We start from the raw sequence: 26,994 nt of genomic DNA, 5'->3' as shown, positions 1-26,994 counted from the left end.
CGTCAGAGGGGCAACTGCCCGGTGGTGGCCCACCCCGCCACCAGCGCCACCACGAGCACGCCGCCGACCGCGAGCAGCACCGCGCGCCGGCGCGGGCGCCCCGCCGACCACCGCCACGCGGTCTTCGACACCGCCTTCAGGACGCGCCCGAGCACGTAGAGCACGCCGGCCACCACGAGGAGCAGCAGCCCGGCGTTGAGGGCGGCCGCCGTCCCGCCGGCGAGCTGACCGGCCCGGAGAGCGCGCACCGCCACCCCGCCCTCCGCCAGCCCCGCGCCTCCGAGGGCGCCGACCAGCCGGGGCAGGTGCCACAGCAGCAGCGAGAGGGCCACCAGGAGGAAGGGGACGACGACGGCGACCCACGCGGTCACCACCACCCGCACCCACGGCTTGAGGCCCACCACGCGGGGGTCGCGACCCGAGCCGCGCCGCGCGGTGTGCCGCAGCACGGGGCCGATGCGGGCGAACAGGTCGGGGACGCCCACGAGGTCCGCGAGCACGTGGTAGCCGTCGTAGCGGACCAGCGGCAGCAGCTGCTCGAGCATGCCCAGCTGGATGAGCAGCACCGCGAGGAGCAGCCACTCGGCGCCGGTGACCGCGTAGGCACCGCCCAGGGCCAGCACGGCGAGGGTGTGGAAGTAGAGCCCGCCGAGGTCGGTGCGCAGCCGCCCGGCCCGTCCGAGGCGGTAGGCGTCGTTGACGTCGGTGTAGAAGGCCGGGTAGACGAGGTAGAGGCCCACCCCGATGGCACCGGGCCGCGCGCCGCTGAAGCGGCAGCCGGCCGCGTGCCCGCACTCGTGGAACAGCGCCGCGGCCACCGCCGTGCCGACCACCGCGAGCGCGAGGACGGGGTCGCGGACCACGGCGCCGAGCGCGCCGCCCAGGCCGTGCACCGCGAGCAGCCACACGTCCAGCAGCGCCAGCGCCGCCACGGCGGCCAGCACCACCGGCAGCCGGAACAGCGGCTGCAGGGCGAGGGCCACGGCGCCCACGGCCCGCGGGCCGAGCAGCGGTGTGCGGGCGCGCAGCGCCAGCAGGGGGTTCGCGCGCGGCGGCGGGGCCGACAGCTCGTCGTCGAGCAGGCCCAGCGGCGCCAGCTTCTTCGCCACGAGGAAGCGCACCCCGGTGGCGTCGAGCTCGGCACCTCCGCTGAGGTCACCCCGTGACGCGTGCTCGGCGACCTCGGCGGAGGAGCGGACGCCGTCCAGCGACTCGAGCACCCGGTAGGCCAGCGGCGTCAGCTGCAGCACCTGCCCGTCGCTGCGGCGCACCAGCCCGGGCGGCTGCTTCGAGCCGGAGCCGCGGAGCTCGCCGAGCAGCTCCAGCCCGGCGGCGCGCGCCGGCGGGCGGCGGGTCGTGGCCGGCGCGGGCGCAGGTCCGTCCGCTGCCGCGGGAGCCGCGAGAAGGGCCGCTGCGGGGTCCCGGTGGTCGAGCTGCGCGGTCATGCCGCCTCCCCTGGCAGGTGCTCATCCGGTCGTCGTCGACCCTGGCGTGAGGAAGGGCCGCCCCCGGGAGCACCGGGGGCGGCCCTGCAGCCGCTCAGGCGCGGCAGGTCACCACTCGCAGTCGTCGTTCCAGTCGTGGTGGCCGCCGCCCCAGCCGTCGTGGCCGTAGTCGTTGTACGAGTCGTTGGTCGAGTGGTCGGAGTTGTCGACGGAGTTGTCGGAGTTGTCCGTGTACTCGTTGCCGCTGAAGTTGCCGCTGAAGTTCCCGTCGTTGTCGCTCAGCACGTCGTTGCCGCTGAGGACGTCGCCGACGGAGATCAGCGATCCGTGACCGCCGCTGTACGCGTTGAGGGTCTCGCGGGTCGGGAGCATCTCGACGGACTCGAGTGCCAGGTCGGCTGCAGTGAGAACAGTCATCGCACGTCTCCTTGTGCCTCTGTGGTGCCCCAGGTGCTGGCCGAGCCCGGTCGAACCGCCCCCCCTGGGAGATCCCGGCTCGACCTGTCGACCAACACCCTTGGACGTTCTGTCCAAGTAACTTGTACAGTAGGCGGCGTTCCAGCGATGTGCAACCCCCGCGCCGACCCGGCTCTGTGGTGCACTTCCCGGAGCGCAGGACGGGCAGCGACCGGGAGGACGGCGGAGCAGTGGTGGTGAGCACGCATCCCGACCCCTCGGCGCGCGGGGTGGACGGACCGGCCGCGCAGGCGGCCGAGCGTCCCGAGCAGGGAGCCGGCGACGGCGCTCCGTCCGGCCCGCTGGACGGTCCGCGGGGCGCGGTGCAGCGCCTCCTGCAGGACCGCATGCGCGAGCGCGGCTGGTCCTACGGAGACGTCGCCCGTCGCAGCGGCCTGCCCCGCTCGACCGTCCACCACCTCGCCACCACACCCATCCAGCGCGCTCCCCGGCCCAGCCGGCTGGAGGCCCTCGCCGGCGCGCTCGAGCTGCCCCTGACCACGCTGCAGGCGGCCGTCGCCGAGGCCACGGGGCTGTCGCACGGCACCGTCGAGGTGGAGCCCGACACCGCGGTGATCGTCGCGGGCCTGGCCGACCTCTCCCCCGACGACCGCCGCCACGTGGCGGCGCTCGTCGAGTCGCTGCGCGCCGCGAGCGCCCGCCGCGTCACCCCGCCCACCGAGCGCTGACCGGCCCGCGGGCCGTCGGGCGCAGCGGCGTGGGCAGGCGGCGCTCCACCTCCCGGTAGGCGCGCTCGGGCAGGGCCACCCGCGCCACCTGCAGCACGTCGTCGACGTCGTGCTCCTCGGGGAGCAGCAGGAGCACGAGGTCGTCCGCGGGGCTGTAGCTGACGAGCAGCGTCGGGTGCTGCGCCACGTGGACGGCGGGAGCGTCGGCGGCGCCGGCCGACGGGGACGCCTCGTCCGGAGTGCCGACGTCGACGACGGGCCGGACCAGGCTGAGCGGGGCGCGCTGCTGCTCGTCACGGGCGGCGCGGGAGGCGCCGGAGGCCCCGGAGGCGGTGGCGGCGCGGCGCCGGCGCAGCAGGGCCACCAGCGGGTCGCCGAGGAGCACCGCCGCCGCGAGGACGCCCACCACGACGAGCGGCCAGACCACCCAGCCCGGCACGGCCGGCTCCGCACCCGGGGTGGCCGGGGTAGCCGGGGCGGCCGGCGCAGCGGGCCGACCCGGCTCGGCGGGAGCGCTCGGCGTGACGGGGGCTGCTGACGAGGTCTCGGGCGCCGCCCCCAGACGGGTGCCCACTCCCCCGTCGGGCGCTGGCGGCGGTACGGCGTCCGCGGACGGCGCCCCGGCCGCGGAGCTCGCGGGCAGCACGAGCCGGGTGCCCACGGCGAGGCGGTCGGGGTCAGGTCCGACCGCGTCCCGGTTGGCGGCGTACAGGGCGGGCCAACCGCCCTCGACGCCGAGGCGAGCGGCCACGGAGCGCAGCGAGTCGCCCCGGGCGACCGCGTACGCCGCCTGCGCGGACTGGTCCGCTGGCTGGGCCACCGGCGGCGCGCCGGAGAGCAGGAGCTGGGTGCCGGGCCGCAACCTGTCGGGCCAGGGCCCGATCGCGTCGCGGTTGGCGGCGTAGAGCTGGGGCCAGCCACCGGGCGTGCCGAAGGCGCGGGCGATGCCGGTGAGCGTGTCGCCGGAGGCGACGACGTAGGTCGCACCTCCAGAGGCGGGTTCGCGGGTGCTGGTGGCGGTGGTGGCCCCGCTGACGGGGGCGGCGGCGTCTGGTGCGGAGGCGGTGACGGGAGGAACGGGCGCGGCGGTGACCGGCTGCGCGGTGGCGGGCAGTCCTGGGAGCAGGACGACGAGCGACACGAGCAGAGCGGCCGGCGCGCGCAGGCAGGTGCGCACGGACATGGCGGGACTTCTCTCTTCCGAGCTTCGACCGGGGTGCGGAACGGCGAGGTCCGCAGCGGGCGCACGGGCAGTGCCGGGCGGCCGCAGCCGTCGGGAGGGAGAGGTGTCAGGCGGGTCGGACGAGGGGCAGCGACGCGCGCTGCGGGGGCCGCGTGGAGCGGGCCAGGGCGCGACCGGCGCATCCGGCCGCGGCGAGGACGAGGAAGGCTGGGAGGACGGCGCTGGGGCCGTCGTGGCCACCGCTCGCGCCCGAGGCGGAGCTCGTGGCGCCGACGCCGGAGAGCACCACCGCGTGCGGGCCCGCAGGGGAGCCGGGCGCCCCACCGGCCGGGGCCGGGGCACCGCCCGCAGCGCCGGTCGCGATGGCGGTGTCGGTGGCCGTGGCGCGCGCACCGGCCGCGAGGAGGGTCTGCAGGACGTCTGCGGCGGCAGCGCTGGGCGCCGGGGGCGCGAGCACCAGCTCCGGCGCACCGGCGGACGTCAGGGGCGCCGGGGGCCCGAGAGGGCCGACCGCATCCGCTGCGGTCTGGGTGGGCGCGGTCGTCGTCGTGGTCTGGGTCGTCGGGGCCGGCGTGGTCGCGGCACGGGCGGCGGCGCTGGGGCCGCTCGCTGACGGCACGTCCACGACGCGCGGAACGCCCGTCGGCAGGACTCCAGCGGCGGTGGCGGTGAGGGCCGCAGGAAGCGGCGTCAGGACGGCGGGGACCACCGGGACGGCGACGGGGACAGCGGCGACGGCAGGGGCGACGACGGACGCCGCGACAGGACCGACGGCGCCCGCGACGACCGGCTCGACCACTCCCCCGGCGACGCCGTCGACGGCGGGGGCGGCGACACCCCTCACGACGGGGTCTGCGACCGCCTCCACCACCGGGACGACCGCGGTCTCGGCCACCAGGCCGCCGAGGGACCCCAGCGGCCGGGTGACCGGCTCCACCACCGGGACGGCCGCGCCGCTGACGACGGGGGCAGCAGCGTCCGCGACGGACTGGACGACGGGCACCACCACGGCGTCGGACACGTCGCCGGCCACAGCGGCGACGGGCACGACGACGGGCGCTGCGACGTCCTGGACCACGGGTGCGGTCGCCCTGGACGCGGCCTCGACGACGGGGACGACCGCCTGCTCCACGAGCGGCGCAGCGGCATCGGCCACAGGCGCGACGACGGGCGCTGCGACGTCGGCCACGACGGGCTCGAGGGCGGCTGCACCAGGGGCGACGACGGGGTCGGCCGCGGCCTCCACCGCCGGTTCGACGGCTCGGGCCAGCGGCTCGGCGACGTGGGAGACGGGCGCTGCGACCGGCTGCACGACCTCCGTGACCGCGGGCTCCACGACGGGCTCCACGGCGCGGGCCACCGGGTCGACCACGGGAGCGGCGGCGGCGGTGGCGGGCGCCAGGGCGGAGGCGACGGGCTGGACAGCGCTCGAGACGGGCTCCGCCGCCGGCACCGCCTCCTCGACGGTCGCGAGGGCGCCGCTCAGCACGTCCTGGGGCTCGTGGGGGCGCTGGGCGCTCTCGTCGGCTCCCCGGTCGCCGTCCTGGTGGGCGGGCGTCGCGGCGGCCTGGTCATCGGCGCGGTCGTCAGCCTGCTCAGCGGCCTGGTCGACGGGCTGAGCCTCCGCCTGGTCGGCGGCCTCCGGGCCGTCGTCGCGCGCCGGCTGCGAGGTGACCCGGTCCTTCGCGGCGGTCTCGTCGTCCGTGGAGCCGGCCGACTGCGCCGCGGGCTCGTCAGCGGCCTGGTGCGGCGACGACGCAGGGGCGGCGTCAGCCGGCTGGGCCTGCTCGTCGTCGTCCTCGTGCCTCCTGGTCGCCGGGGCGTCAGGCACTGGCAGCTGCGCGGGCGCCTCGGCGTCGTGCGAGGTGGGGGCGACGTTCGCAAGGGTCTTCGTGACGCCGTCGACAGCTCCGTCCGCGGCACCGGTGACACCGGCCAGCAAGGACGAGCCGGACGTGTCGTCGCGGTCGGCCGCGGAGGCGCTGGGCGTCACGAGGACCACCCAGAGGACCGCGAACGCGCAAGCCAGCAGCGCGGTGGTCACCAGCGTGCGCACGGCCCTGGTCGCCGTCAACCTCCGCCCCCCGACGCGAGTGCTCCCAGCGGCATCGCTGCCGCTGCGGTCCGACTACGACCGTACCCGGCCCCGGACGGGGCCAAACCGCCGCGAAACGGGCGCGGGCGCCCCCACATCTGGGGACGCGGAGTCCCGGTGGGGACGCTCAGTGCCGTCCACGGCACCCATGACCGGGATGCAGCGGCCCCACCGGGACCGGGCGTCCCCACGCGCGCTCGGGCTGCACCGCTACGGGCCGAGCGCGCCCTCGACGGCCGGCTCGGTGGCGACAGGAGCGACCGCCGGGGCGGTGGGCGTCGGCGCAGCGCTGGGGGCGCCAGCGCCGGTGCCGATGCCCAGCAGCGGCGGCAGCGTCGGCTCCGGCAGCGGCGGCGTGGTGGGCACCGCACCCGCCACCCCCGACTGGGCGCGCAGCGGGTAGGCGTTCCAGCGCAGGGCGCCGTCCACCGCGACGGACGGGACCAGCGGTGACGCCTCGGCACCGGACCAGTCGGACTCGTCACCCGTCGACGTGACGAGCGGGCGGCCGTAGTCGTCGAGCAGCTGCACCCCGGTGAGCGGCCGACCCTGCGCGTCGTAGGGGTAGATGTTGGTGACCACCTGCCCGTCGGACCACACGCCCTGCGACATCTCGCCAGTGCCGTCGAACACCTGGCCCGAGTCGGCCGTGGGGTACACGTACTCGGTGGTGGGACCCGACGCCACGGCGACGAGGGCGAACGGCAGGACGATGATCGCCAAGGCGTTCGCGCTGGCCAGAGCGACGCGCTGCCAGTGCTCGCCCCAGGGGCGGCGGCCCACCTCCACGCTGGCCGCAACAGCGGCGAGGACCACGAGCAGCCCCAGCAGCCCGCGACCGCCGAGGACGGCGGCGCAGAGCCACCCGCCGAGGGCTCCGCGCAGCACCCACCAGGCGGGGCGCAGCTGCACCGCGCGCTCGAGGGCGCCGGGCCACCACGGGCGCGCACTCAGGTGGTCCTTGAGGCGCCGGGCGTCGCGACGGGCCTCGGCCAGGGGCGCACCCCACAGGCTCCCCCGCGCTGCCGGTGCCTCGCCGGTCCGACCTGCGAGCCCCGCGGCGGCACGCAGCTCGTCGGCGTAGGAGCGGGGACTGCCGAGCCTGTCGAGCAGCGGCGTGGAGGTCTCCGCTGCCAGCTCGGCCAGGTCGGCCTCGAGGCCGCCGGTGAGCTCCTCGACCACCTCGACGGGCAGGTCGGCGAGCTCCGCGCGCACCGCGGCGGAGTACCCGCGGGCCTCAGCGGCGGGGTCGAGACCGGGCGCGGGCAGGGGCAGCGTGGTGCTCATCGGGGGTCTCCCTCGGGCGCGAGCAGGTGGTCGACGGTCTCGCTGAACGCGCGCCAGCTCTTGCGCTGGGCCTCCAGCAGCTCCCGTCCGCGGGGGTTGATGCCGTAGTACTTGCGGTGCGGCCCCTCCTCGGAGGGCACCACGTAGCTGCTCAGCGCGCCGGCGGCGTAGAGGCGCCGCAGGGTGCCGTAGACGGAGGCGTCACCGACGTCCTCCAGACCGGCGCCGCGCAGGCGCCGCACGACGTCGTAGCCGTAGCCGTCGTCGTCCTCGACCACGGCCAGCACGGCCGCGTCGAGCACCCCCTTGAGGAGCTGCGTGGTGTCCACGCACCGCACACTAGTGCGCGAAGCGCAGTACCCTCCAGTGCGCCACACCGGCGATCGGGACCGGTGAGCCGCGCGGGCGCCGTGACGCCCGACGTGCAGACGTCGCTCCGAGACCCCGGGAGCCGGTCAGCGGAGAGGTCCTGCCCGCCCGGCGTCACGCCCTCGGCGCCCCCGGCGTCAGTACAGGAACAGCGGGAACCACTCCCGGGTGTGCGCGTGCACCAGCACCATGAAGAGGATCGCGTCGAAGGTCAGGTGCACGGCCACCACGTAGCTCAGCGAGCGCGTCACCGCGAACGTCAGCCCCTGGATGAGCGCGAACGGGAAGACCAGCAGCGGCCCCCACTCGCGGAACCCCAGCTCGTAGAGGAACGCGGTGAACAGCACGGCCTGCAGCAGGTTGGCCACCCACGCTCGGTGGTGGCGGCGCAGCAGCGTGAAGACGGTGCAGATGAAGAACAGCTCGTCCCAGATGCCGAGCGCGTTGGTCCCGAGGAACAACCGCCCCAGCTCGTCGGCCGTGCGGGCGGCGGGCCAGTTCTCGTAGACGCCGCTGGTGATCAGGTAGAACGGCAGGGCGGTCCACCCCAGCACGACGACGGCGGCCAGCCACCACCACTCGAAGCGGTTCCACCGGCGACCGGTGGCCACGGGGAAGGTGATGGCGTGGTCGCGGAAGGCCCACCGCGAGAGCGCGTACGGCACCCCGACCGCCGCGACCATCGCCGCGCCCATCGTGGTCATGTGCGCCCACGAGATGTCGGTGGTGACCGGCACGAGGCTCATGACGCACAGGCCGGTGGCCGCCAGCAGGTGGTCGCGCCCGTAGGACGAGCGCTCGCGCCGCCCGACCAGCCCGGCCACGACGACGCCGGCCACGAGCACCGCCCAGCCCTCCGGGCGCGCCTCCAGGGCGAACAGCAGCACGCCCGAGACCACGAGCAGCGCCGACGGCAGCAGCCGCAGCGCACCGCCCGGCCGCACCGGGTCGGGAGCGGCCGCGGCCGTCGAGCCCGCGGGGGCCGCCGCGGCGCTCACGGGGAGGTCCTGGTGCGCGCGGCGCGGCGGGCCAGTGCGAGGGCGGTGCCGTCGAGGATGTCGTGCTCGCTGGTGCGGACCTCGGTGATGCCGGCGCAGGCGGCCACCCGGTGCACCACCTCGCGCCACACGAGCGCGCCCGCGCCGATGACGTCCACCCGGCCGGGGTGCATGTACGGCAGGGCCGCCCTCTGCTCGCGGGGCATGGCCACCAGCTCGTCGCAGGCGGCGACGACGTCGGCCACGGGGAGCACGGACCCGTGGATCCGTGCGGAGTCGTAGGTGGGCAGGCCCAGCGCGTGCGCGGTGACCGTGGTGACCGTCCCGGCCACGCCCACGAGCGTGCGGGCCTCCTCCAGCGGAACGGCGGCCGCGGCGACGCCCAGCGCGGAGCGCACGTCCGCCACCAGGGCCTCCACCTGGGTGGGCGTCGGCGGGTCGGACAGCGCGTGCCGCTCGTGCAGGCGCACGCAGCCGACGTCCACCGACCGGGCGGCCTGCACGTCCTGCTCCCCCAGCACCAGCTCGGTGGAGCCGCCGCCCAGGTCGCAGACCAGGTGCGGACCGTGCACGCCGGCGCCGGTCAGCTCGCCGGTGGCGCCGAGGAAGCTCAGCGACGCCTCCTCGGCCCCGGTGATGACCTCCGGCGCCACCCCCAGCAGCTCCCGCACGCCGTCGACCAGCAGGTGGGCGTTGCGGGCGTCGCGGCTGGCGGAGGTCGCCACGAACCGCACGTGGTCGGCGTCCAGCGGGACGCCGTGCTCGACGAGGAGGTCCCTCACCCTCGCGGTCTCGGCGAGCGTGCGCTCCAGCGCCTCAGCCGCGAACTCACCCGTGGAGTCGACGCCCTGCCCGAGCCGCACCACCTCCATGGTGCGCACGACGTCCGCCAGCGACCGCGGCGCGCCGTCGGCGTCCACCACGACGTCAGCCGCGAGCAGGCGCAGGGAGTTGGTGCCGCAGTCGATCGCGGCCACGCGGACCCGGGTGTCTTCCACGCGCCCATCCTCCCGGACCTGCCTAGCCTCGAGCAGGTGAGCACCCCACCGGTCCGGCCCAGCGGCAGCAGGACCCACGACGGCGAGGACGTCGACGTCGTCGTCGTCGGAGCCGGACCGAACGGCCTCTCAGCGGCGGTGGTGCTGGCGAGCGCGGGGCTGCGGGTGCAGGTGCGCGAGCAGGCGGAGCAGGCCGGCGGCGGCACGCGCACGGTGGAGAACACGCTGCCGGGCTTCCGGCACGACCACTGCTCCATCGCCCACCCCGCCGGCGCCGTCAGCCCGTTCTTCGACGCCTTCGACCTCGGCGCCTCCGGCGTGGAGTGGCTGCAGCCCGACACCCCCTTCGGCCACCCCCTGGACGGCGGCCGCGCCGCCCTGGCCCACAGGAGCCTGGAGCGCACCGCCGAGGGCCTGGGCCGCGACGGCGCCGCCTGGCGCTCGCTGCTGGGGCCGCTGGTCGAGCGCACGCGGGAGGTCGTCTCGCTCACCCAGTCCGACCTGCGGACCTTCCCCGGGGTCCCCCGGACGCCCGCCGGGGTCGCGGCCACCGCCGCGACGGCGGTGCGGCTGGGCCTGCGGGCCCTGGAGCAGGGCACCCCCGCGTGGGACCTCAGGTTCCGCACCGAGGAGGCGCCGGCGCTGCTGACGGGCGCCTCGGCGCACAACATCGGCGACCCGCGCGACCTGTCGTCGGCAGGTGCCGGCCTCTACCTGGCCGCGATGGCGCACGCCGGTGGCTGGCCCGTGGCGCGCGGTGGCAGCCAGGCGCTGGCCGACGCGTTGGTCGCCGAGCTGGAGCGCCTCGGCGGGTCCGTGGTGCTCGGTCACCGGGTGCACGACCTCGCGGAGCTGCCCCGGGCGCGGGCGCTGCTGCTGGACCTCACGCCGAGCGGGCTCCTCGACGTCGCCGGCGACCGGCTGCCGGCGAGCGTCGCCGCGCAGCTGCGGCGCTACCGCTACGGCGGGGCGGTCTGCAAGGTCGACTACGCGCTGTCGGGCCCGGTGCCCTGGGCCGCGCCCGGCCTGGCGGAGGCGGGCACGCTGCACCTCGGGGGCACGCGCGCGGAGGTCCGCGCTGCGGAGCGGGAGGTGCGCGCCGGCCGCCACCCGCGCCGGCCTTTCTGCATCGTGGTGCAGCCGGGCGTGGTCGACCCGACCCGCGCCCCGGCGGGGAGGCACACGCTGTGGACCTACGCCCACGCCCCGCGCGGCTCCCGGCGCGACCTCGAGGCCGACGTCACCGCGCAGGTCGAGCGCTTCGCGCCGGGCTTCCGCGACCTCGTGCTGGCGAGCACGACGACGACGGCCGCCGAGCTGGGCGCGGAGAACCCGAGCATCCCCGGCGGCGACGTGGCGGCCGGGGCCGTCACGCCGTGGCAGCTCGTGATGCGCCCGCTGCCGCGGTGGGACCCGTACCGGGTCCCGGGCCTGGACGGCACCTACCTGTGCGGCGCGGCGACGCCGCCCGGGCCGGCCGTGCACGGCATGAACGGCGTCCACACCGCGCGGCGGGTGCTGCGGCAGCGCTTCGGAGACCGCCGCGACCCGCTCGACCTGGTCCGCGCCGCCCGCGCCTCCGCTCCCCAACAGCCCCCCACCCGGCCATGATCATGGACGCTGCCGGCACCACCGGCCGTGATCATGGGAGCCGCCGTCGGCGAAGTCCATGATCACGGGGAGTTCTGCCGGCAGCGTCCATGATCACGGCGAGGGGGTCAGGACGGGGTGGGGACCGCCTCGGCGGGGGCGGCGCTGGGCAGCAGCACCCTCGCCGTCGTCCCCGAGCCGGGGGTGGAGGCGATGGACAGCTGACCGCCGTGGTGCTCCACGAGCGAGCGCGCGATGGTCAGACCCAGCCCAGCCCCGGGCACGGCGAGGGCTGTGGCGTTGCTGGCGCGGAAGAAGCGGGTGAAGAGCCCGCCCTGCTCCCCCAGCGGGATGCCGATGCCGGTGTCGACCACCTCCACCAGGCAGTGCGGGCCCTCTCGCAGCGCGCGCACCAGCACGGACCCGCCGGACGGCGTGAACTTCACGGCGTTGGAGACCAGCCCGGCCAGGGCTCGGCCCAGGGAGGCCGGGTCCCCGGCGACGCGCAGCGCGCCGAGGAGCTCGGCGTCGAGGTCGACGTCCACCTCCACCCGCACGCCGGCGGCCGCTGCAGCGGCGCGGTGCCGGTCGACCACCTCCCGGACCAGCTCCCCCACGGCCACGGGCTCGTGCACGCCGCGCGGCGCTCCGTCCTCGATGTGGGACAGGGCGAGGAGGTCCTCGATGAGCACCCGCAGGCGGACGGTGTTCCGCTCGACCACGGCGAGCATGCGGTCCACGCCGGGGTCGAGCTCCCCCGCGCCGCCCTCGCGCAGCATCTCGACGTAGCCGGCGATGCTCGTCAGCGGCGTGCGCAGCTCGTGGGAGACGGTGGCGAGGAACGTCGACTTGCGCACGTCCAGCTCGCGCAGCTGCTCCACCAGCGCCTCGGAGCCGGCCAACAGGCGCGTGACCACCACGGCGCGACCGAGGTCGGAGGCCACCGAGCGCAGCAGGGCCACCTCCTCGTCGGTCCACGCGCGGGGGCCCTCGTGGGTGAAGACGGTGAGCACGCCGACAGCGGCCTCACCGGCACCGACCGGCACGAGCAGCACCGCGGCGGCTCCGGTGCGGGCGGCGAAGTCGACCGTGGCCGGCTCGGCGGCGCCGCTGGCCACGAGTGCGGACAGGTCGGCGACGGCGAAGTGCCCGTCCGCGTCCCACGCCCGCTGGAGCCAGTCGGGCAGCGACGCGGCGGCCTCCCCCACCTCCTCGACCACCGCGGGTGCACCGTCCCGGCTCCAGCTGCCCTGCAGGGGGGCCATGGCGCTGCCGGTGGCGGTGCGGTCGGTGCTGTCGGCGCGGTCGAGGCCGTCGAGGCCGTCGCTGCGGAGCCCCCACGGGGCGCCCTGGGCGGTGTCGACCAGACGCACCCAGGCCCGGTCCACCGCCAGGCCCTCGCCGAGCACGCGCAGGGCCTCGTCGAGGGAGGCCTGCGGGTCGATCGGGTCGCGCGCCAGCCGTCCGACCTCGCTGGCCAGGCGCCGCAGCTCCGCCGACCGCTCCGCGGCGGCCCGGGTGCGGGCGCCCTCGTCGGCCAAGGCGTTGACCCAGCCCGCCACGGCGCGCACCTCGGCGGGACCGCGAGCGGTGTCGGCGCGGCGCGCGTGGTCGCCGGAGGTGAGCGCGCCCAGCACGGAGGACACGTCGACGAGCGGCTCCACCAGGTTCCGGCGGACCTGCACGGCGAGGAGCAGCGTGAGGGTCAGGGCGCCCGCGAGGAGCAGCCCGACGACGACGAGGGAGGTGTCCCGGGCGCGCGCCTGCTGCTCGCGCAGCCGCGCCAGCTCGGTGGAGACCCCCTCGGCCAGCGCCTGGTGCGCGGCGAGCAGGTCGTCAGGGTCTCCCGGCGCCGGTGCAGCCGCTGACGGGCCGCGCTGGACCCGGGCCTGCGCGGCGGAGACCTCGCGCTCCACCGCGCGGCGCTCCGCGTTTGTGCTGGCCAGGGCCCGCACCTTCCGCGCGAGGGCGGAGACCTCCACGGCCTGCGCCTGCGGGCCCCGGGCCGCGCCGGCGTCGGAGGCGGCCACCACGAGGGCGCTGCTCGTGCGGGACAGGGCGTCCAGGCGGGCGGTGGCGGTGTGGCGGGCGTCGCTGAGCAGCAGGGAGGCTGCGCCAGCCCCTCCGAGCACCACGAGCAGCACCACGAGCAGCGCCAGCCAGCCGCGCAGGCCGACGGCGAGCGGCTGGGCCCCCTTCACCGGCCGGCCTCCGCGAGCTCTCGCCGGGAGGCGCGGGTCTCAGGCAGGTGCACCACGTCGCCGCCGTCGGCGGAGGCGCCGGCGGCCAGGCCCTGGCGGTCCATGGCACCCCACACCTGCTGCTGGCCGCGCAGCAGCGACCACAGCCCCTGCACGCGCCACAGGGCGGTGAGCTGGCGGTGCCCGACGTTCTCCAGCACGGCGGCGGCCAGGCCGCGCGCCAGGTCGCGCCAGCGCTGGGAGCGGTGGAAGGAGAGCTCCTCCACCAGCAGCGCCGCCACCGTGACCACCACGGCGTAGCCGTAGCAGAGGACCATGAGCAGCAGCGCCGCCTTCCACGGCACCACCCCGAAGGCCACCGCGAGCGGGGTGAGCACCACACCCACCAGCTCGATGACCGGGGCGACCAGCTCGAAGAGCACGTAGTACGGCAGCGCCAGGAGGCCGATGCGGCCGTAGCGGGGGTTGCCGACCATCGCGCGGTGGCGCCACAGCGTCTCGGCCAGGCCCCGCTGCCAGCGGCGGCGCTGGCGGGCCAGCACGGCGCTGGTCGCGGGCACCTCGGTCCAGCTGGCCGGCTCGGGCACGAACACCACGCGGTGGTCGCGGCCGCTCTCGCGCATGTGGCGGTGCAGCCGCAGCGTCAGCTCGAAGTCCTCCCCGATGCACGTCGGGTCGAGGCCGCCCACCTCCACCAGCACGTCGCGGCGGTACATGCCGAACGCGCCGGAGATGAGCACCAGCGACTGCAGGCGTGACCAGCCCGCGCGCCCCACGCAGAACGCGCGCAGGTACTCCACCACCTGGAAGCGGGCGACCCAGCCGCGGGGCATCCGGACGTCGGCCACACGCCCACCGACGAGCGTCGAGCCGTTGACGGCGCGCACGGCACCACCGGTGGCCACCACGCGCTCGGGGTCGTCGGCGAACGGCCGGGAGACGGTGAGCAGCGCGTCGGGGTCCAGGACGGAGTCCGCGTCGGTGATGCAGACCAGGTCGTGGCGAGCGGCGTTGATCCCGGCGTTCACGGCGTCGGCGCGGCCGCCGTTGTCCTTGCGGACCACCACGAGCGGCGAGCGACCGCCGCGGGGCACGTGCACGCTGCGCACCGCACCGCGCACGGGGACGTCGGTGGGGAGACGACGGGGCACCTCGACCAGGTCGAAGGCCTCGCGCAGCAGCGCGAACGTGGCGTCGGTGGAGCCGTCGTCGACGACGACGACCTCGTGGCGCGGGTGGCGCAGAGCGAGCATGGCGCTCACCGAGCCCACCACGGAGGCCTCCTCGTCGAAGGCGGGCATCACCACGGACACCGACTGCGTCAGCGGGGAGGCGCTGGCGTCCTCCACACCGCGGAAGAAGCCGCGGCGCAGGTAGCGGACCATGTCCACGCCGGCCAGGCCGATGAGCACGAGGTAGCTGGAGTTGATGGCCAGCACGTACAGGAGCACCGGCACGGCCAGCACCTGCACGAGCACCGCGACCGTGCCGCGCACGGTGCCGCTGGCCAGGTCGGCCTGGGCCTGCAGGCCCCAGGCGCCGGCGCTGTCGGCGACGGCGCCGAGCGCGTCCGCCAGCAGCCCGCTCACGCGCCGGCCCCCACGAGCGCGGAGTCGTCACGGGCGGCGGCGTCACGGGCAGCGGTCGCGGCCTCGACGGCCTGGACCTCGGCGAGGCCTGCGGCGGGCAGCACCTCCGCCAGCACGGCGCAGGCGACCACGCCGTGGGCGCGGTCCACCGCCAGCGCCGACCCGCCGTCCGCCTGGGAGGCCACCTGGGCGAGCACCCGCACACCGGGGGCGCCCAGGGCGAGCAGGGCCGCCGCGGCGGCGTCGGCGAGGTGGTCGTCGTCGTCCCCGAGCAGGGTCCACAGGCAGCGCAGCGCCGCGGGGTCGCCGACCTCGCCGAGGGCCACCACGGCGGCGCGCCGCACGGCGGCGGCGCTCGACGGGCTCGTCGCGGCGCGCAGGGCGGACACCGCCGAGGGCGCGCCGATGCGGCCGAGCGCCGTCGCGGCGCGGGCGCGCACCTCGTCCGAGGGGTCACGCAGCACGAGGTCCTCCAGGTCGCGGCTGGCCGCGCTCGCACCGAGCCGGCCGAGCACCTCGGCGGCGGTCAGGCGGACGCGCGCCGCCGGGTCGGCGAGCGCGGCGCGCAGCGCCTCAGCGGCCGGGGCGCCGAGCAGCAGCAGCGAGCGGGCCACCACGTCCGGGGGCGCGGCGGGGCGCTCGCCGGCGAGCGCCCCGAGCAGCGCCCGGGCGGCGCGGGCTGTGGCGTCGTCGTCGAGCACGCCCACGGCGCCGGGGGCGCCGGCGCGGCCGAGGGCGCGCGCCGCGACGAGGCGCACCTCGGCGTCGCGGTCGTGCAGGAGGTCGGCCAGCTCGGTCACGGCGGGCGCGTACGCGGCCGCGCCCAGCAGCTCGGCCGCGGCGGCGCGGCGCACGGCGCTGGCCGAGCGCAGGCGCTCCCGCTCGCGCGTGACGACCCCGCGGACGGCCAGCAGCTCCACGAGGAGCCGCTGCCCGTCGCCGCGCACCTTGCCCAGCACGGCCAGCACGGCCGGCTCCACGGTCCGCCAGGCCGCGGGGTCCAGCGCGGAGAGGTCGTCGGCAGCAGCGGCGGACTCCTCCCCCTCCCCCACGGCCACCTCCAGGATGAGGGGGCGCAGCGGCTCGGCGACGGCCCGGCGGCGCGCCTCGCGGCGCGCCCTCAGACCGCGGGCGGCGGCGATCGCCAGGGCCAGCGCCAGCACCGCGGCCGAGACGGCCACGAGGCCGGCGACGACGACGGCGAGGAAGGTCACGGCCGGGTCCGCCCCAGCACGGCCTGGACGCGGCTGACGAGCTCGCGGGGGCTGAAGGGCTTGACCACGTAGTCGTCGGCACCGGCGGCGAAGCCGCTGGCGACGTCCTGGTCCTGCGCCCGGGCGGTGAGCATGATGACCGGCAGCTCGGCGGTCTGCTCGCTGCGGCGCAGCTCGGCGCACACGTCGAGGCCGGACAGCCCCGGCATCATGAGGTCGAGCACCACGATGTCCACCCCGCCGGCGCGGGCCGCGTCGAGCGCCGCGGCGCCGTCGGGAGCGGAGCGCACCTCGTAACCGGCCTGCGTGAGCTTGAAGGCGACGAGCTCGCGGATGTCGAGGTCGTCGTCGGCGACGAGGACGGTGGTCATGGTGCCTCCAGGTGTGGGGCGGTGCCTGCTGGTCGGTCGGAGCGTGCGGCTCGGTCAGCGCTGGGCGCTGCGGCGTCAGGTGCGGCATCGGCAGCGAGCGCCGCGGGCTTGAGCCGAACGGGTGACGGCACGTCCCGGCGCGCCGCTGCCGCGCGGAGGCGCTCGAGGGAGACACTCGGGCAGACACCCGGTGACCCGTCCGGCTCAAGGTCCACAGGGCGTGCGCCGAGGCCAGGTGGACACCGCCGCACCCGCGGCCCGTGCAGGAGGTTCCCGTGCCCAGCAGCCCGGTCGAGCAGCAGGCCGCCGTCGCAGCGCCGCTCACCACAGCTGCCGCGGCCATCGCACCGGTCGCACCGGGCACGTCGACGGCGCCGCGCGAGACCGACGCCCGGACCGCCCTCCTGCGCCGCGTGCGCGCCGCCACCGGCTGGCCGTGGGCGTCGCTGGAGCTGGCCGAGCAGCTCCTGCCCACCTCCCTCGGCGCCCTCGCCGCCGAGCGCGGCACCGCCGTGCACCTGCCCGACGCGGCCGCGGCACCCGAGACGGCCGGCAGCCCGTGGGTGGACGGGCGCATCGCGCGCACCCGCGCGCTCGCCGCGGTGCCCGTCACCCGTCCCGGCGGCGGCCTGCTGGCCGTGATCGTGGCGCGCGACGAGGTGCCGCACCCCCCCAGCCGGGAGCGCGAGGAGGCCCTGGCCGACCTCGCCCTCCTCGCCGCCAGCTCGGTGACGGCCGATCGGCAGTCCCGGGCCCTGAGCGGGCTCGCCGCCGCCGTCGCCGCCGCGGACCAGCGCGTCGCGCTGGCGCAGGCCGGCCTCGCTGACCGCCACGACCTGCTCGAGGCCGTCCTCGACACCGCCGACGTCGGCGTGGTCGCGCTGGACGCCGCGGGCCGCGTCAGCGTGCTGAGCCCCCTCGTGCGGACCTGGGCGGGCCTGCCCGAGGACCTGGACGCGCCGGGCGCGGCCCGCGCCGCCACCACCGCGCTGTGCGCCGACCCGCCCGGCACCGTGCTGTCCGCCGTGCGCGGGCCCCTGCTGGGCACGCTCGCCGCAGGCGGCGAGGCCGAGACCGAGCTGGTCTTCACCAGCGCCGACGGCGCCGCCGTGACCTGCGTGTGCCGGACGCGGGCCCTCACCACCGGCTCCGGGGAGCGTTCCGGGGTGGTCGCCTCCCTCACCGACGTCAGCGCCGAGCGGGCCGTCCGCGCGGAGCTCGAGCGGTCCAACGCCGAGCTGGAGGCCTTCGCGGGCATCGCCGCCCACGACCTGCGCTCGCCGCTGACCGTGGTGGACGGCTACCTGGAGGTCCTCGAGGACGACGCCGCCGACCGCGCAGACGCGCGCGCCGTCGGGTGGGCCACCACGGCCCGGCGCAGCGCGGGTCGCATGGCCTCGCTCCTGCAGGGGCTGCTCGCCTACGCCACCGCCGGGGCGCCCAGCGGAGCACCCCAGCGTGAGGTGCCGCTGCGCCCCCTGCTGGAGGCGGTGCTGGCCGACCTGACCGTCCCCGAGGGAGCCGTCGTGGCGCTGCCGACCACGTCGCCGGTGCTCGTCGGTGACCCGGTGCAGCTGCACCAGCTGCTGACCAACCTCGTGGGCAACGCGCTGAAGTTCACCCGGCCCGGGGAGCCTGCGGTGGTCACCTGCGCCGTCGAGGAGCTGCCCGGCGCCTGGGAGCTCCAGGTGGCCGACCAGGGTCCCGGCGTCCCGACCGACCAGCGCGCCGCGGTGTTCCGCGCCTTCGAGCGCGGCGCCCACCGCACCGGCACCGCACCCGCCACCGGCGCAGCGGTGGCGGGGCACGGGCTGGGCCTGGCGACGGCGCAGCGCATCGTGACCCGCCACGGCGGGCGGATCGCGCTGGACGAGACGCCCGGCGGGGGCCTCACCGTGAGGGTGCGCCTCCCCCGGCAGTGAGCAGTCCCTCCTCTGACGAGGATCGAGGACCTCAGGGCCACGTGCGCCTGCCCGCCGCCTCACCGAAGCGCTGGCAGCGCCACGACGACGCCCCTTCCGTGCAGTTGACGCCCCGTGGATGCGGGTGACGCCCCATCAGAGCTGCCGATGGGGCGTCACCTGCATCCACGGGGCCGAGAGCGCACCCGAGCGAGCGGGGTGAGTGGCGGTCGAGGCGCGCAGGACGTCTGCGGGCCTCGCCGACGAGGCCTCGTGGTCACCGCCTGGCGTCATCCGGCTGCGCTGGGTCGATGGCGGCGGGCGGCCTCCGAGTGAGCACCACGGCAGGAGAGGGCCCCTCTCCCCAGGGTTCCGAGGAGCCCCCCGCCACGGCGAGCCTCTGGCACCGGGGTGGTGGTCACGCGCGTGCGCGCGGCGCCCTCAGGCGCAGGGTCCCTCGGCCCACCACTCGCCCAGCGCCTCGCGCACCTCGTCGCCGAGGGGGTTGGTGCCCGGACCGGCCGCGAGGGCGTGCCCCAGCAGCGCGTGCAGGCACTTCACCCGGGTGGGCATCCCCCCGGCCGAGACGCCCGCGATCTCCGGGACCTCCCCCAGCCGTGCCTCCAGCTGGGCGCGCCGGGCGAGGTAGTCCTCGTGGGCCGCGCGGTAGGAGGCCGCGAGCTCGTCGTCGTCCTCGAGGCGCGCCGCCATCTCCTTCATGAGGCCGGAGGCCTCCAGGGTGCCCACCAGCGACGACACCCGCGGGCACGTCAGGTAGAAGGTGGTGGGGAAGGGGGTGCCGTCCTCCAGGCGCGGGGCGGTGGCCACGACGTCCGGGCGGCCGCACGGGCAGCGGTGCGCCGTGCTGGCGGCGCCGCGCGGGGGCCTGCCCAGCTGGCGGCGCACCGCCTCGCGGTCCTCCGGGGACAGGGCCGGCCCGAGGTCGCCGTCGTCCGCCTGCGCGGGGGGCTCCGGCTCGCTCACGGCGCCACCGGAGTGGCCGAGGGCACGGCAGCCGGCGCGGCGGCGGTGGGCGAGGAGATGTCCGCCGGCGTCACCGTCGGCGTGGGCGTCGCGGCGCCCCCGCCCAGCCCCAGGCCGGAGCGCACCCGGTCGAGCAGCGAGCTGGGGGCGGGCGTGGCCGTGGCGGTCGGCGAGGCGGCGCCGGGGCCCGGCGTCGCGGAGGCGGGCGCGCCGAGCACGGTGTACCCCGTCTCCCCCGGGACCACGTAGCCGAACCGGGCGCGCGCCTGCGCGGCGGCGTAGGCCGGGTCGTCCCAGCGGGCCGACTCGGCCTGCAGCTGGGCGACCCGCTGCTCGCGGGCGGTGATGTCGTCCTGGAGGGCGCTCAGCTCGGAGCGCTGCTCGACGTAGGCGCGGACCGGGCCCAGCAGCGACGCCGCGGCCACCAGCCCCACCGCGAGGAGCGCGGCGCCGCGGGCCGTGAGGCGCCTGCCGCGACCGCCGGCGTCCGGGTCGGTGGTGCGCGGTCGGGCCGCGGGTGCGGGGCGGCTGCTCACCGGCTCGCCGGGGGCACGACCGGGGCGACGGCGCAGCCGGACCCCGGGGCGGGCACCGGCGGCCGCGCTCCGGGACGAGGGTCTCGCGGGGGCCACGCGCCCCAGTCTCTCAGCCGTGCGGGCGTGCCCGCGGCAGGTCGTGCCCTCCGCGGGGCACGACCCGCCGCACGGGGGCTGGCACGGCCGAGGCCCCCGGGTGCGCGGTGCGCGCCCGGGGGCCTCGGTGCGGTGCTGCCTCAGGCGCTGAAGCGCGGGAAGGCCGCGCGCCCGGCGTAGCGGGCGGCGTCGTCCAGCTCCTCCTCGATGCGGAGGAGCTGGTTGTACTTGGCCACGCGCTCGGAACGGGCCGGGGCACCGGTCTTGATCTGGCCGCAGTCGGTGGCGACGGCCAGGTCGGCGATGGTGGTGTCCTCGGTCTCGCCGGAGCGGTGGCTCATCATGCAGCGGTACCCGTTGCGGTGGGCCAGGGCGACCGCGTCGAGGGTCTCGGTGAGGGTGCCGATCTGGTTGACCTTCACCAGCAGCGCGTTGGCGGCGCCGCTCTCGATGCCGCGCTGCAGGCGGGCCGGGTTGGTGACGAAGAGGTCGTCGCCGACCAGCTGCACGCGGGAGCCCAGCGCGGAGGTGATGGCGGTCCACCCCTCCCAGTCGGACTCGTCCAGCGGGTCCTCGATGCTGACGAGCGGGTAGTCCTCCACGAGCTTCGCGTAGAACTCGATCATCTGCTCGCTGGTGCGGCCCTGCTTCTCGAAGGTGTACGTGCCGCCCTCGTGGAACTCGGTGGCCGCGACGTCCAGCGCGAGCGCCACGTCGGTGCCCAGCGTGAGACCGGTCGCCTCGACGGCCTGCGCGATGAGGTCGAGCGCGGCCGCGGTGCCCGGGAGGTCGGGGGCGAAGCCGCCCTCGTCACCCAGGCCGGTGGGCAGGCCCTGCTTCTTCAGCACGGACTTCAGGGAGGCGTAGACCTCCGCGCCCTGGCGCAGCGCCTCGCGGAACGTCGGGGCACCGATCGGGGCGATCATGAACTCCTGCACGTCCACGCCCGTGGTGGCGTGGGCGCCGCCGTTGATGATGTTCATCATCGGCACGGGCAGGGTGTGGGCGTTGGGGCCGCCGACGTAGCGGAACAGCGGCAGCGAGGCCGACTCGGCGGCCGCGCGCGCCACGGCCAGCGAGACGCCGAGGATGGCGTTCGCGCCGAGTGCGCCCTTGTTGTCGGTGCCGTCCAGGTCGATCATCGCCTGGTCGAGCAGGCGCTGCTCGGACGCCTCGAACCCGACGACCTCCGGGCCGATGGTGTCGAGGACGGCGGAGACCGCGCCCTCGACGCCCTTGCCGCCGTAGCGGCTGCCGCCGTCGCGCTTCTCGACGGCCTCGAACGCGCCGGTGGAGGCGCCTGAGGGCACCGCCGCACGGCCGATGGTGCCGTCGTCGAGGGCGACCTCGACCTCGACGGTGGGGTTGCCTCGCGAGTCGAGGATCTCGCGGGCGCCGACGGCCTCGATGCTGGCCACGGGCGTGCCTCCTGAAAGGGGTGGGACGTGCTGCGCTCAGCGCACCGGTCGTCCCGACCCTAGCCGGAACGGGCGCCCCCCGATCGGGGCGGATCCGCTGCACGGGGTTCATCGGGTCCGCCCGACCCTGCACACTTCTGTGCAGGCTCGTCCCCGACCGCCCACCAGGAGGCCACATGAGCACGCCCACCGCCGAGTCCCTCGAGGCGGAGCGCCGCAGCGCCGTCTTCGTCGCCGAGCGCCCCTGGGGCCAGTTCCAGCAGTTCGTGCTCAACCAGGTCTGCACCGTCAAGGTCATCACCGTCGAGCCCGGCCACCGCCTCTCCCTGCAGAAGCACGGCGAGCGCGACGAGATGTGGCAGGTCCTCGACGTCCCCCTGGACGTCCAGGTCGGCGAGAAGTCCTGGACCGCCCAGGTCGGGGAGATCGTCTACACCCCCAAGGGCAGCCTGCACCGCCTGGGCAACTCCGGCACCCGCACCGGACGCATCCTCGAGATCGCCTTCGGCGACTTCGACGAGGCCGACATCGAGCGCCTCCACGACGACTACGCCCGTCCCGAGGCCTGAGAGCCCCTCAGACGCACGCACAGCGCCCCGCCACCCTCCGGAGGGTGGCGGGGCGCTGTGCGTCGCCGCAGGCGGGGCAGCGGCCTCAGGAGCCCGGGTGGCGGAAGAGCGCACCGACCGTGCGCAGCAGGATCTTCGCGTCCAGCCACAGGGACCAGTTCTCGATGTAGTGGTTGTCGAGCATGATCCGCTCGGAGATCGACGTGTCGCCGCGCAGCCCGTGCACCGCCGCGAGGCCCGTCAGACCCGCCGGTACGCGGTGGCGGCCGGTGTAGCGCGGGATGTGCGAGGAGAACTCGTCGACGAAGTGCGGGCGCTCCGGGCGCGGGCCGACGATGCTCATGTCGCCGCGCAGCACGTTCCAGATCTGCGGCAGCTCGTCCAGCGAGGTCACCCGGAGCACCTTGCCGACCGGACCGACGCGCTTGTCGTTGCTGATGTTCCACTGCGTCTGCTGCTCGGCGTCGTTCACCGGCTTCATCGAGCGGAACTTGAGCATCGTGAAGGGGCGCCCGTCCAGGCCCACCCGGACCTGCTTGAACAGCACGCCCGGGCCGCCCTCGAGGCGCACCGCCGCCGCGATGGCCGCCATGACGGGCGCCGCCAGCACGAGCAGCGCCCCGGAGAAGGCGATGTCGAAGAGCCGCTTGACCTTCCAGGCCGGCGTGCGGAACGCCGCACGGCGCACCCGCACCAGCGGCATGCCGTGGACCTGCTCCATGTCGCCGTTGACGTGCTGCAGCTCGAACAGGCGCGGCACGAAGAAGAACTCGCACTCGAGGCGGTCGCAGGTGCGCAGCACCTCCACGAGGTCGGCCTCGCGGACGCTGGAGAACGCGACCACGACCACGTTGATGCGCTGCTCCTCGATGACAGCGGCGAGGTCGTCGACGCTGCCCAGCCAGGTCACGCCCATGGTCTTGTCGGTGTGGATCGGGAACGGGTCCAGCACCGCGACGGGCAGCAGCCCGGCCTCGGGGTGGTTGTGCAGCCGGTCCAGCAGGGCGGCGCCCACGGTGCCGGCGCCGAGCACCAGCGTCCGGTGGGCGATGATCCGCTTGCGGCGCGCGTAGCGCACCAGCGCCAGCGCCACGGCGCGGAACGCGATGATGCACAGCGCGAAGGTCAGCGCCCGCAGGAAGACGCTGAGGGTGGAGACGTCGAACCAGCGCAGCTTCACCACGACGAGCGTCAGCACGAACCCGCTGGAGCAGGCCACGAGGATGCCGGGCAGCTGGTCCAGGACCGACGCCGTGAGGTGGGACTGGTAGAGGCGCTGCGCGGCGAGCGACAGCGCCACCATGACGACCATGGTCGCCTCGAGGGTGTCCCCGGCGTAGCTGAGCATGAGCGACACCGCCCACGCCGCCACGTCGGCGACCAGGAGGATCGCCGACATCGACAGGAAGACGCCCTGCCATCCGCGCCGGCGCTCCGGCAGGTGATGGGCCCGCGACCGCAGCTGCGCGCTCGCGCTGCTGAAGACGTCCGCGTCCCCCGTGCCCGCAAGCCCCTCTGCCGGGTGCCTGCGTCCGCTGATCGTCACTCCTCGCCCCCCTGGTCGATCGTGTGCTCCGCGCCAGGCTCCCTCGCCGACCCGATGTGGCCACCGCAGAGTCTGGATGCCCGCACCTGCCCGCGTCCAGCCGATCGGGGATCAAACGGGCCCGAAAGGGTGGAACGGGCGCGCTGCGCCCGCTCCACCCCCCGGTCGTGCTTCAGGACTTCCGCGGCTCGGCCGGCGCTGCCTTCGGGCCTCCGTCGACCTTCTGCTGCGGGGCCTGCTGCCTGGGGGCGCCCTGCGCCCCGTTCAGCGGACCGGTGGTCTTGGCGGCCGGCGCGACGGGCGCGGGGCGCACCGCGGCCGGAGCGGCCCCCTGGCCGGCGGCGGGACCCACCGCCGTGCTGCCACCGCCGCGAGCCGCGCGGGCCTTGCGGCCCTTCTGCGTCACCACGACGCCGTCGAGCGTGCGCCCGGCCACGGAGAGCCGGTCCTGCAGCTCGTCCCACGAGGCGGACAGCTGCGCGGCGGGCCGGTCCGAGCGGACCACGGCCACGGACGTGGCCGCCGCGCCGAGCACCGCGAAGGCGCGCGGGCTGCGGGCCAGCGGGCCGGCGGCCACCACCACGAGGTCGTGCTGGCCGCTGAGGTCCGCCAGGACGTCGCCGAGCGCGTCGCCGTGGAGCAGGGTCGAGTCGAGGACGCCCAGCGAGGCGCGTCCCGAGAGGTGCGACAGGGCCGGGACCGGGGCGAACGCTCCGGGCGGGGTGGTCCCACCGGCGGCGCGGGCCGTCAGCGGGGCCGGTGCCACGGGGAGGCCGCTGGCGTGCACCAGCCCCGCCTCGTCGTCCGCGGGGGCGAGGACCAGCACCGAGCGGCCGTCGCGGGCGGCGGCCGCCGCGAGCGCGAGGGAGACCTCGGCGGTCGCGTCACCGGTCTGCAGACCGGTGACGAGGACCGGGCCCTTCGCGCGACCGGAGGAGAGGTAGCGCAGGGAGACCAGCGGCGCGAGCGCCTCGGCGACGGGCTGGTCGCGGCGGCCGGTGACGGGCACGACGCCCAGCAGCGGCACGCCGGAGCCGCGCACGAGGCCCTCGACGTCCTCCCGGGAGCGGCCGCGCCGCCAGATGGCGATCGCGCTGGCGATGAGCGCGGCGAGGACGGCGCCGATGAACCCGTTGCGGGCCGGCTTGGGCTCGGTCGGCGAGGTCGGGGCGACGGCGGAGTCGACCGAGGCGACGTTGTTGCCGTACGACGCCGCTCGCGTGGCGATCAGACCCGCCTGCTGGGCACCCTCACGGTTGGCGTCGCGGGCGGCCTGGGCGGCGTCGGCGTCACCCGCCGGCGCCCCCGCGGCCGCAGCCTGCGCTGCAGCGGTGGTGGCGTCGGTGTTGTTCTTGATGGCCAGCTGCGCCGCAGCGGTCACCTGGGCCTGCACCTGGGCGCTGTAGGCCGCAACAACGGCGTTGGCGCGGGCGGCGGCCTGGTCACCGGTGCTACCCACGGCGGTCACCGTGAACGCGTCGCTGGCGGTGCTCGGAGTGATCTTCACTTCGTCGAACAACTGGGCACCGGTGGCGTCGACCCCGTCGGCCTCGGCGGCCTGCTGCAGCACCGTCGTCGAGCTGGCGACCGCCACCTGGTTGGCGAGGAAGCGCTCCGGGTCCCCGCCGCCCTGCTGGTCGCCCAGCGCGCTGAACGGCTGGGTGCTCCGCAGCACCACGGTGGACTGGGCCTCGTACTGCTTGGGCGTGAGCAGGCTCAGCTCCCAGGCGGCGACGCCCACGACGATCGTGGCGATGAGGATCCACTTCCACGACCGCCCGAGGGCGGAGAACACCACGGAACGACCCGCCGGCTCGTCGGCCCTCGGCTCCAGCTCCGACATGCTTCTCCTACCCATCGACGACGCGGACATGGAAGAAAAGGTGCCTGAGGCGTTCCCGGCCCCACAGGTGCGGTTGATCCACCAGGGTGAACGGGCCCGCCAGGGCCACCCGTGTGCCCGCACCTCCCAGCGTGGGCGCAGGTCAGCGCACTACTGCGCCCTTCGAGCGACCTCCGCACCGGCTGTGGAGACCCTGGGAGTCCGCAGGGGACGCAGGGGCGGTGGGGGGCTCGGGCTCCGACCCTACTCCCGGTTCCGGCCCCGGCCCAGCGCGTCGACGGCCGCCGTGAGGGGCGCCACGGCCGCCCGCCAGCTGTGGTCGGTGCCCACGGCGTGCGCCCCGGCGGTGCCGAGCGACGCAGCCCGCTCCGGGTCCTGGAGCAGGTCGGCGACCTCGCGGGCGAGGTCGGCGGGGGCGTCGGCCACCACCACGCCGCGCCCGACGAGGTCCTCCAGGCCCTCGGCGCCCACCGTCGTCGCGACGAGCGGGCGGGCCGCGGCCAGCGCCTCGAGGATCTTCAGCCGAGAGCCGCCTCCCGCCAGGAGCGGGGCCACGGCCACCCTCGTGGCCGCGTACCAGGGCTCCAGGCTGTCGACGGTGCCCGTGACCACCACCGACTCCCCCGCCAGCGCCTGCACGGCCGGCGCCGGGTTCCGCCCCACCAGCTGCAGCCGCGCCTGCGGGACCCGCTGCAGCACCAGCGGCCAGACCTCCCGGGTGAACCACACCGCGGCCTCGACGTTGGGCGTCCAGCTCATGAGCGCCACGAAGCTCACCACCGGATCCGCCGCCGGCGGCAGGGGCGCCGGCTCGTCCCAGGCGTTGGGGACGACGACGACGCGCTCGTGGCGCGCGACGCGCGCCAGCGCCTGCTCGTCCACCGCGCTGGTGACGGCGACGACGTCCGCGTGGCGCCCGGCCTCGACGCGACGCAGCGCCCGGGCCTCCACCGCCCACACGAGCTTCTTCAGGCCGGTCGTCGTGGCGGCCACGCGCTGGGCGAGCACCGACTCGACGTTGTGCATGTCGAGCACCCGCACGTCCCCGCGCAGGCGCTTCGCCAGCGGCAGCAGCTGGACGTGCTCCACCACCAGCAGGTCGGGGGGAGGCAGCCGCAGGGCCAGGCCCTCCAGGGCGCGGTCGTAGAAGCGGGCCGAGCTCAGCGAGCCGCTGCGCAGCAGCCCCAGGGCCAGGTCGACCGGGTGCCGGCGCCACGGGGCGGTGACCACGTCGAACCCCTGGGCGCGCAGGCCCGCGGCGTCCTCGTCGGCCCCGCTGTAGGCGACGACGGTCACCGGTCCGCGCTCGAGGAGGGCCCGGCACACGCCGAGGGTGCGCCGCTTGTCACCGCTGTTGGGCGGCCACGGCAGGAACTTGGCGACGACGGTGCTGCGCAGGATCGCTCCTCGGTCGAGGGTGTTCAGGGCTCGTGCGCGACCCGGGCTCGGGTCCCGCACGGGGTCGTGGAGGGCCAGCGAGCGGCCCCACCCCCCAGGGTGGCGCACTCCCGCGCACCCCCGCCCGCCTACACCACGGACGGAGCAGGAGGCCGCACGACGCGCCGCGCGGTCTCTGCGAGTTCAGGCGGGTTGGTCCGTTTTCACCCGCAGCCACC

Annotated in this window: 22 protein-coding genes; 4 read left to right on the top strand and 18 right to left on the bottom strand. The window is 76.6% G+C overall.

All coding sequences use genetic code 11. The annotated features are described in order from the left end of the window. Window positions 1–2: 2 nt before the first annotated feature. On the bottom strand, window positions 3–1,445 hold the full coding sequence (locus FMM08_RS10075; RefSeq protein ID WP_147926226.1) for a hypothetical protein: 1,443 nt from the start codon (window positions 1,443–1,445) through the stop codon (window positions 3–5). Between the two features lie 108 nt (window positions 1,446–1,553). Beyond that, entirely contained in the window at window positions 1,554–1,862 is a 309-nt protein-coding gene (locus FMM08_RS22995; protein WP_187279672.1) for a hypothetical protein, read from the bottom strand. 236 nt (window positions 1,863–2,098) lie between these two features. Between FMM08_RS22995 and FMM08_RS10065 the strand changes: the two genes are divergently transcribed. Next, window positions 2,099–2,590, top strand: a complete 492-nt coding sequence (locus FMM08_RS10065) for a helix-turn-helix domain-containing protein (RefSeq protein ID WP_222710620.1) — start codon at window positions 2,099–2,101, stop codon at window positions 2,588–2,590. Here FMM08_RS10065 and FMM08_RS10060 read toward each other — a convergent pair. The 6 genes from FMM08_RS10060 to FMM08_RS10035 all read right to left on the bottom strand — a co-directional run bounded on the left by FMM08_RS10060 (window position 2,568) and on the right by FMM08_RS10035 (window position 9,520). After that, a complete protein-coding gene (locus FMM08_RS10060) occupies window positions 2,568–3,773 on the bottom strand; it encodes a LysM peptidoglycan-binding domain-containing protein (protein WP_147926223.1) in 1,206 nt (401 codons plus the stop codon). The two genes, FMM08_RS10065 and FMM08_RS10060, sit on opposite strands and share 23 nt — an antisense overlap. Before the next feature lie 106 nt (window positions 3,774–3,879). Beyond that, complete coding sequence (locus FMM08_RS10055; RefSeq protein ID WP_147926222.1) at window positions 3,880–5,847, bottom strand: hypothetical protein; 1,968 nt, start codon at window positions 5,845–5,847, stop codon at window positions 3,880–3,882. A 231-nt stretch (window positions 5,848–6,078) separates the two neighbouring features. Continuing rightward, window positions 6,079–7,155 (bottom strand): hypothetical protein, encoded by a 1,077-nt coding sequence (locus tag FMM08_RS10050; RefSeq protein WP_147926221.1) that lies wholly within the window; start codon window positions 7,153–7,155, stop codon window positions 6,079–6,081. Beyond that, window positions 7,152–7,484: a PadR family transcriptional regulator gene (locus FMM08_RS10045; RefSeq protein ID WP_147926220.1), complete on the bottom strand. Its 333-nt coding sequence runs from the start codon at window positions 7,482–7,484 to the stop codon at window positions 7,152–7,154. The genes FMM08_RS10050 and FMM08_RS10045 overlap by 4 nt, the downstream gene beginning before the upstream one ends. A 177-nt stretch (window positions 7,485–7,661) precedes the next feature. Continuing rightward, window positions 7,662–8,522 (bottom strand): CPBP family intramembrane glutamic endopeptidase, encoded by an 861-nt coding sequence (locus FMM08_RS10040; protein WP_222710619.1) that lies wholly within the window; start codon window positions 8,520–8,522, stop codon window positions 7,662–7,664. Continuing rightward, the gene (locus tag FMM08_RS10035; protein ID WP_147926219.1) at window positions 8,519–9,520 is read right to left on the bottom strand and encodes a Ppx/GppA phosphatase family protein; all 1,002 of its coding nucleotides are present in this window, start codon (window positions 9,518–9,520) and stop codon (window positions 8,519–8,521) included. The genes FMM08_RS10040 and FMM08_RS10035 overlap by 4 nt, the downstream gene beginning before the upstream one ends. 36 nt (window positions 9,521–9,556) lie before the next feature. Between FMM08_RS10035 and FMM08_RS10030 the strand changes: the two genes are divergently transcribed. Further along, window positions 9,557–11,131: a phytoene desaturase family protein gene (locus FMM08_RS10030; protein ID WP_147926218.1), complete on the top strand. Its 1,575-nt coding sequence runs from the start codon at window positions 9,557–9,559 to the stop codon at window positions 11,129–11,131. Between the two features lie 107 nt (window positions 11,132–11,238). On the opposite strand, the gene FMM08_RS10025 is transcribed toward FMM08_RS10030, so the two are convergent. Genes FMM08_RS10025 through FMM08_RS10010 form a run of 4 tightly spaced genes read right to left on the bottom strand, consistent with a single transcriptional unit; the run spans window position 11,239 to window position 16,485 of the window. After that, entirely contained in the window at window positions 11,239–13,311 is a 2,073-nt protein-coding gene (locus tag FMM08_RS10025) for a sensor histidine kinase (protein ID WP_147926217.1), read from the bottom strand. Then, entirely contained in the window at window positions 13,308–14,900 is a 1,593-nt protein-coding gene (locus FMM08_RS10020; RefSeq protein WP_222710618.1) for a glycosyltransferase family 2 protein, read from the bottom strand. Before FMM08_RS10020 ends, FMM08_RS10025 begins: the two co-directional genes overlap by 4 nt. After that, window positions 14,897–16,114, bottom strand: coding sequence for a HEAT repeat domain-containing protein (locus FMM08_RS10015; RefSeq protein ID WP_147926216.1), 1,218 nt, complete (start codon window positions 16,112–16,114; stop codon window positions 14,897–14,899). Before FMM08_RS10015 ends, FMM08_RS10020 begins: the two co-directional genes overlap by 4 nt. Next, entirely contained in the window at window positions 16,111–16,485 is a 375-nt protein-coding gene (locus FMM08_RS10010) for a response regulator (RefSeq protein ID WP_147926215.1), read from the bottom strand. Before FMM08_RS10010 ends, FMM08_RS10015 begins: the two co-directional genes overlap by 4 nt. A 275-nt stretch (window positions 16,486–16,760) precedes the next feature. Between FMM08_RS10010 and FMM08_RS10005 the strand changes: the two genes are divergently transcribed. Further along, on the top strand, window positions 16,761–18,407 hold the full coding sequence (locus FMM08_RS10005) for a sensor histidine kinase (protein ID WP_147926214.1): 1,647 nt from the start codon (window positions 16,761–16,763) through the stop codon (window positions 18,405–18,407). Window positions 18,408–18,827: 420 nt separating this feature from the next. Here FMM08_RS10005 and FMM08_RS10000 read toward each other — a convergent pair whose 3' ends face one another. The 3 genes from FMM08_RS10000 to eno all read right to left on the bottom strand — a co-directional run bounded on the left by FMM08_RS10000 (window position 18,828) and on the right by eno (window position 21,420). Beyond that, a complete protein-coding gene (locus FMM08_RS10000) occupies window positions 18,828–19,370 on the bottom strand; it encodes a DUF501 domain-containing protein (RefSeq protein WP_147926213.1) in 543 nt (180 codons plus the stop codon). Continuing rightward, on the bottom strand, window positions 19,367–20,002 hold the full coding sequence (locus FMM08_RS09990) for an FtsB family cell division protein (protein WP_187279671.1): 636 nt from the start codon (window positions 20,000–20,002) through the stop codon (window positions 19,367–19,369). Before FMM08_RS09990 ends, FMM08_RS10000 begins: the two co-directional genes overlap by 4 nt. Window positions 20,003–20,142: 140 nt before the next feature. After that, complete coding sequence (eno, locus tag FMM08_RS09985; protein ID WP_147926212.1) at window positions 20,143–21,420, bottom strand: phosphopyruvate hydratase; 1,278 nt, start codon at window positions 21,418–21,420, stop codon at window positions 20,143–20,145. Between the two features lie 176 nt (window positions 21,421–21,596). Between eno and FMM08_RS09980 the strand changes: the two genes are divergently transcribed. Continuing rightward, a complete protein-coding gene (locus FMM08_RS09980; protein ID WP_147926211.1) occupies window positions 21,597–21,989 on the top strand; it encodes a phosphomannose isomerase type II C-terminal cupin domain in 393 nt (130 codons plus the stop codon). 85 nt (window positions 21,990–22,074) lie between these two features. On the opposite strand, the gene FMM08_RS09975 is transcribed toward FMM08_RS09980, so the two are convergent. From FMM08_RS09975 to FMM08_RS09965, 3 genes are all read right to left on the bottom strand, one after another. Continuing rightward, a complete protein-coding gene (locus tag FMM08_RS09975; RefSeq protein ID WP_147926210.1) occupies window positions 22,075–23,535 on the bottom strand; it encodes a sugar transferase in 1,461 nt (486 codons plus the stop codon). A gap of 172 nt (window positions 23,536–23,707) precedes the next feature. Continuing rightward, window positions 23,708–25,378 (bottom strand): hypothetical protein, encoded by a 1,671-nt coding sequence (locus FMM08_RS09970; protein ID WP_147926209.1) that lies wholly within the window; start codon window positions 25,376–25,378, stop codon window positions 23,708–23,710. A 243-nt stretch (window positions 25,379–25,621) separates the two neighbouring features. Beyond that, window positions 25,622–26,884 carry a glycosyltransferase gene (locus tag FMM08_RS09965; protein ID WP_147926208.1) on the bottom strand — a complete coding sequence of 421 codons (1,263 nt, stop codon included), beginning with the start codon at window positions 26,882–26,884 and terminating at the stop codon, window positions 25,622–25,624. Window positions 26,885–26,994: the final 110 nt, after the last annotated feature.

Origin of the sequence: Quadrisphaera setariae, from assembly GCF_008041935.1 — a bacterium.
In the GTDB taxonomy this organism is placed as follows: Bacteria; Actinomycetota; Actinomycetes; order Actinomycetales; family Quadrisphaeraceae; genus Quadrisphaera; species Quadrisphaera setariae.
The sequence above is the reverse complement of the archived record's forward strand: the minus strand, read 5'-3'. Positions and strand labels throughout refer to the sequence as shown.

Excerpts from the sequence above, each read along its gene's own strand:
- FMM08_RS09970 (WP_147926209.1), bottom strand. The coding sequence starts at position 25,378 with ATGTCGGAGCTGGAGCCGAGGGCCGACGAGCCGGCGGGTCGTTCCGTG.
- FMM08_RS10075 (WP_147926226.1), bottom strand. The coding sequence starts at position 1,445 with ATGACCGCGCAGCTCGACCACCGGGACCCCGCAGCGGCCCTTCTCGCG.
- FMM08_RS09980 (WP_147926211.1), top strand. The coding sequence starts at position 21,597 with ATGAGCACGCCCACCGCCGAGTCCCTCGAGGCGGAGCGCCGCAGCGCC.
- FMM08_RS22995 (WP_187279672.1), bottom strand. The coding sequence starts at position 1,862 with ATGACTGTTCTCACTGCAGCCGACCTGGCACTCGAGTCCGTCGAGATG.
- FMM08_RS10060 (WP_147926223.1), bottom strand. The coding sequence starts at position 3,773 with ATGTCCGTGCGCACCTGCCTGCGCGCGCCGGCCGCTCTGCTCGTGTCG.
- FMM08_RS10010 (WP_147926215.1), bottom strand. The coding sequence starts at position 16,485 with ATGACCACCGTCCTCGTCGCCGACGACGACCTCGACATCCGCGAGCTC.
- FMM08_RS10050 (WP_147926221.1), bottom strand. The coding sequence starts at position 7,155 with ATGAGCACCACGCTGCCCCTGCCCGCGCCCGGTCTCGACCCCGCCGCT.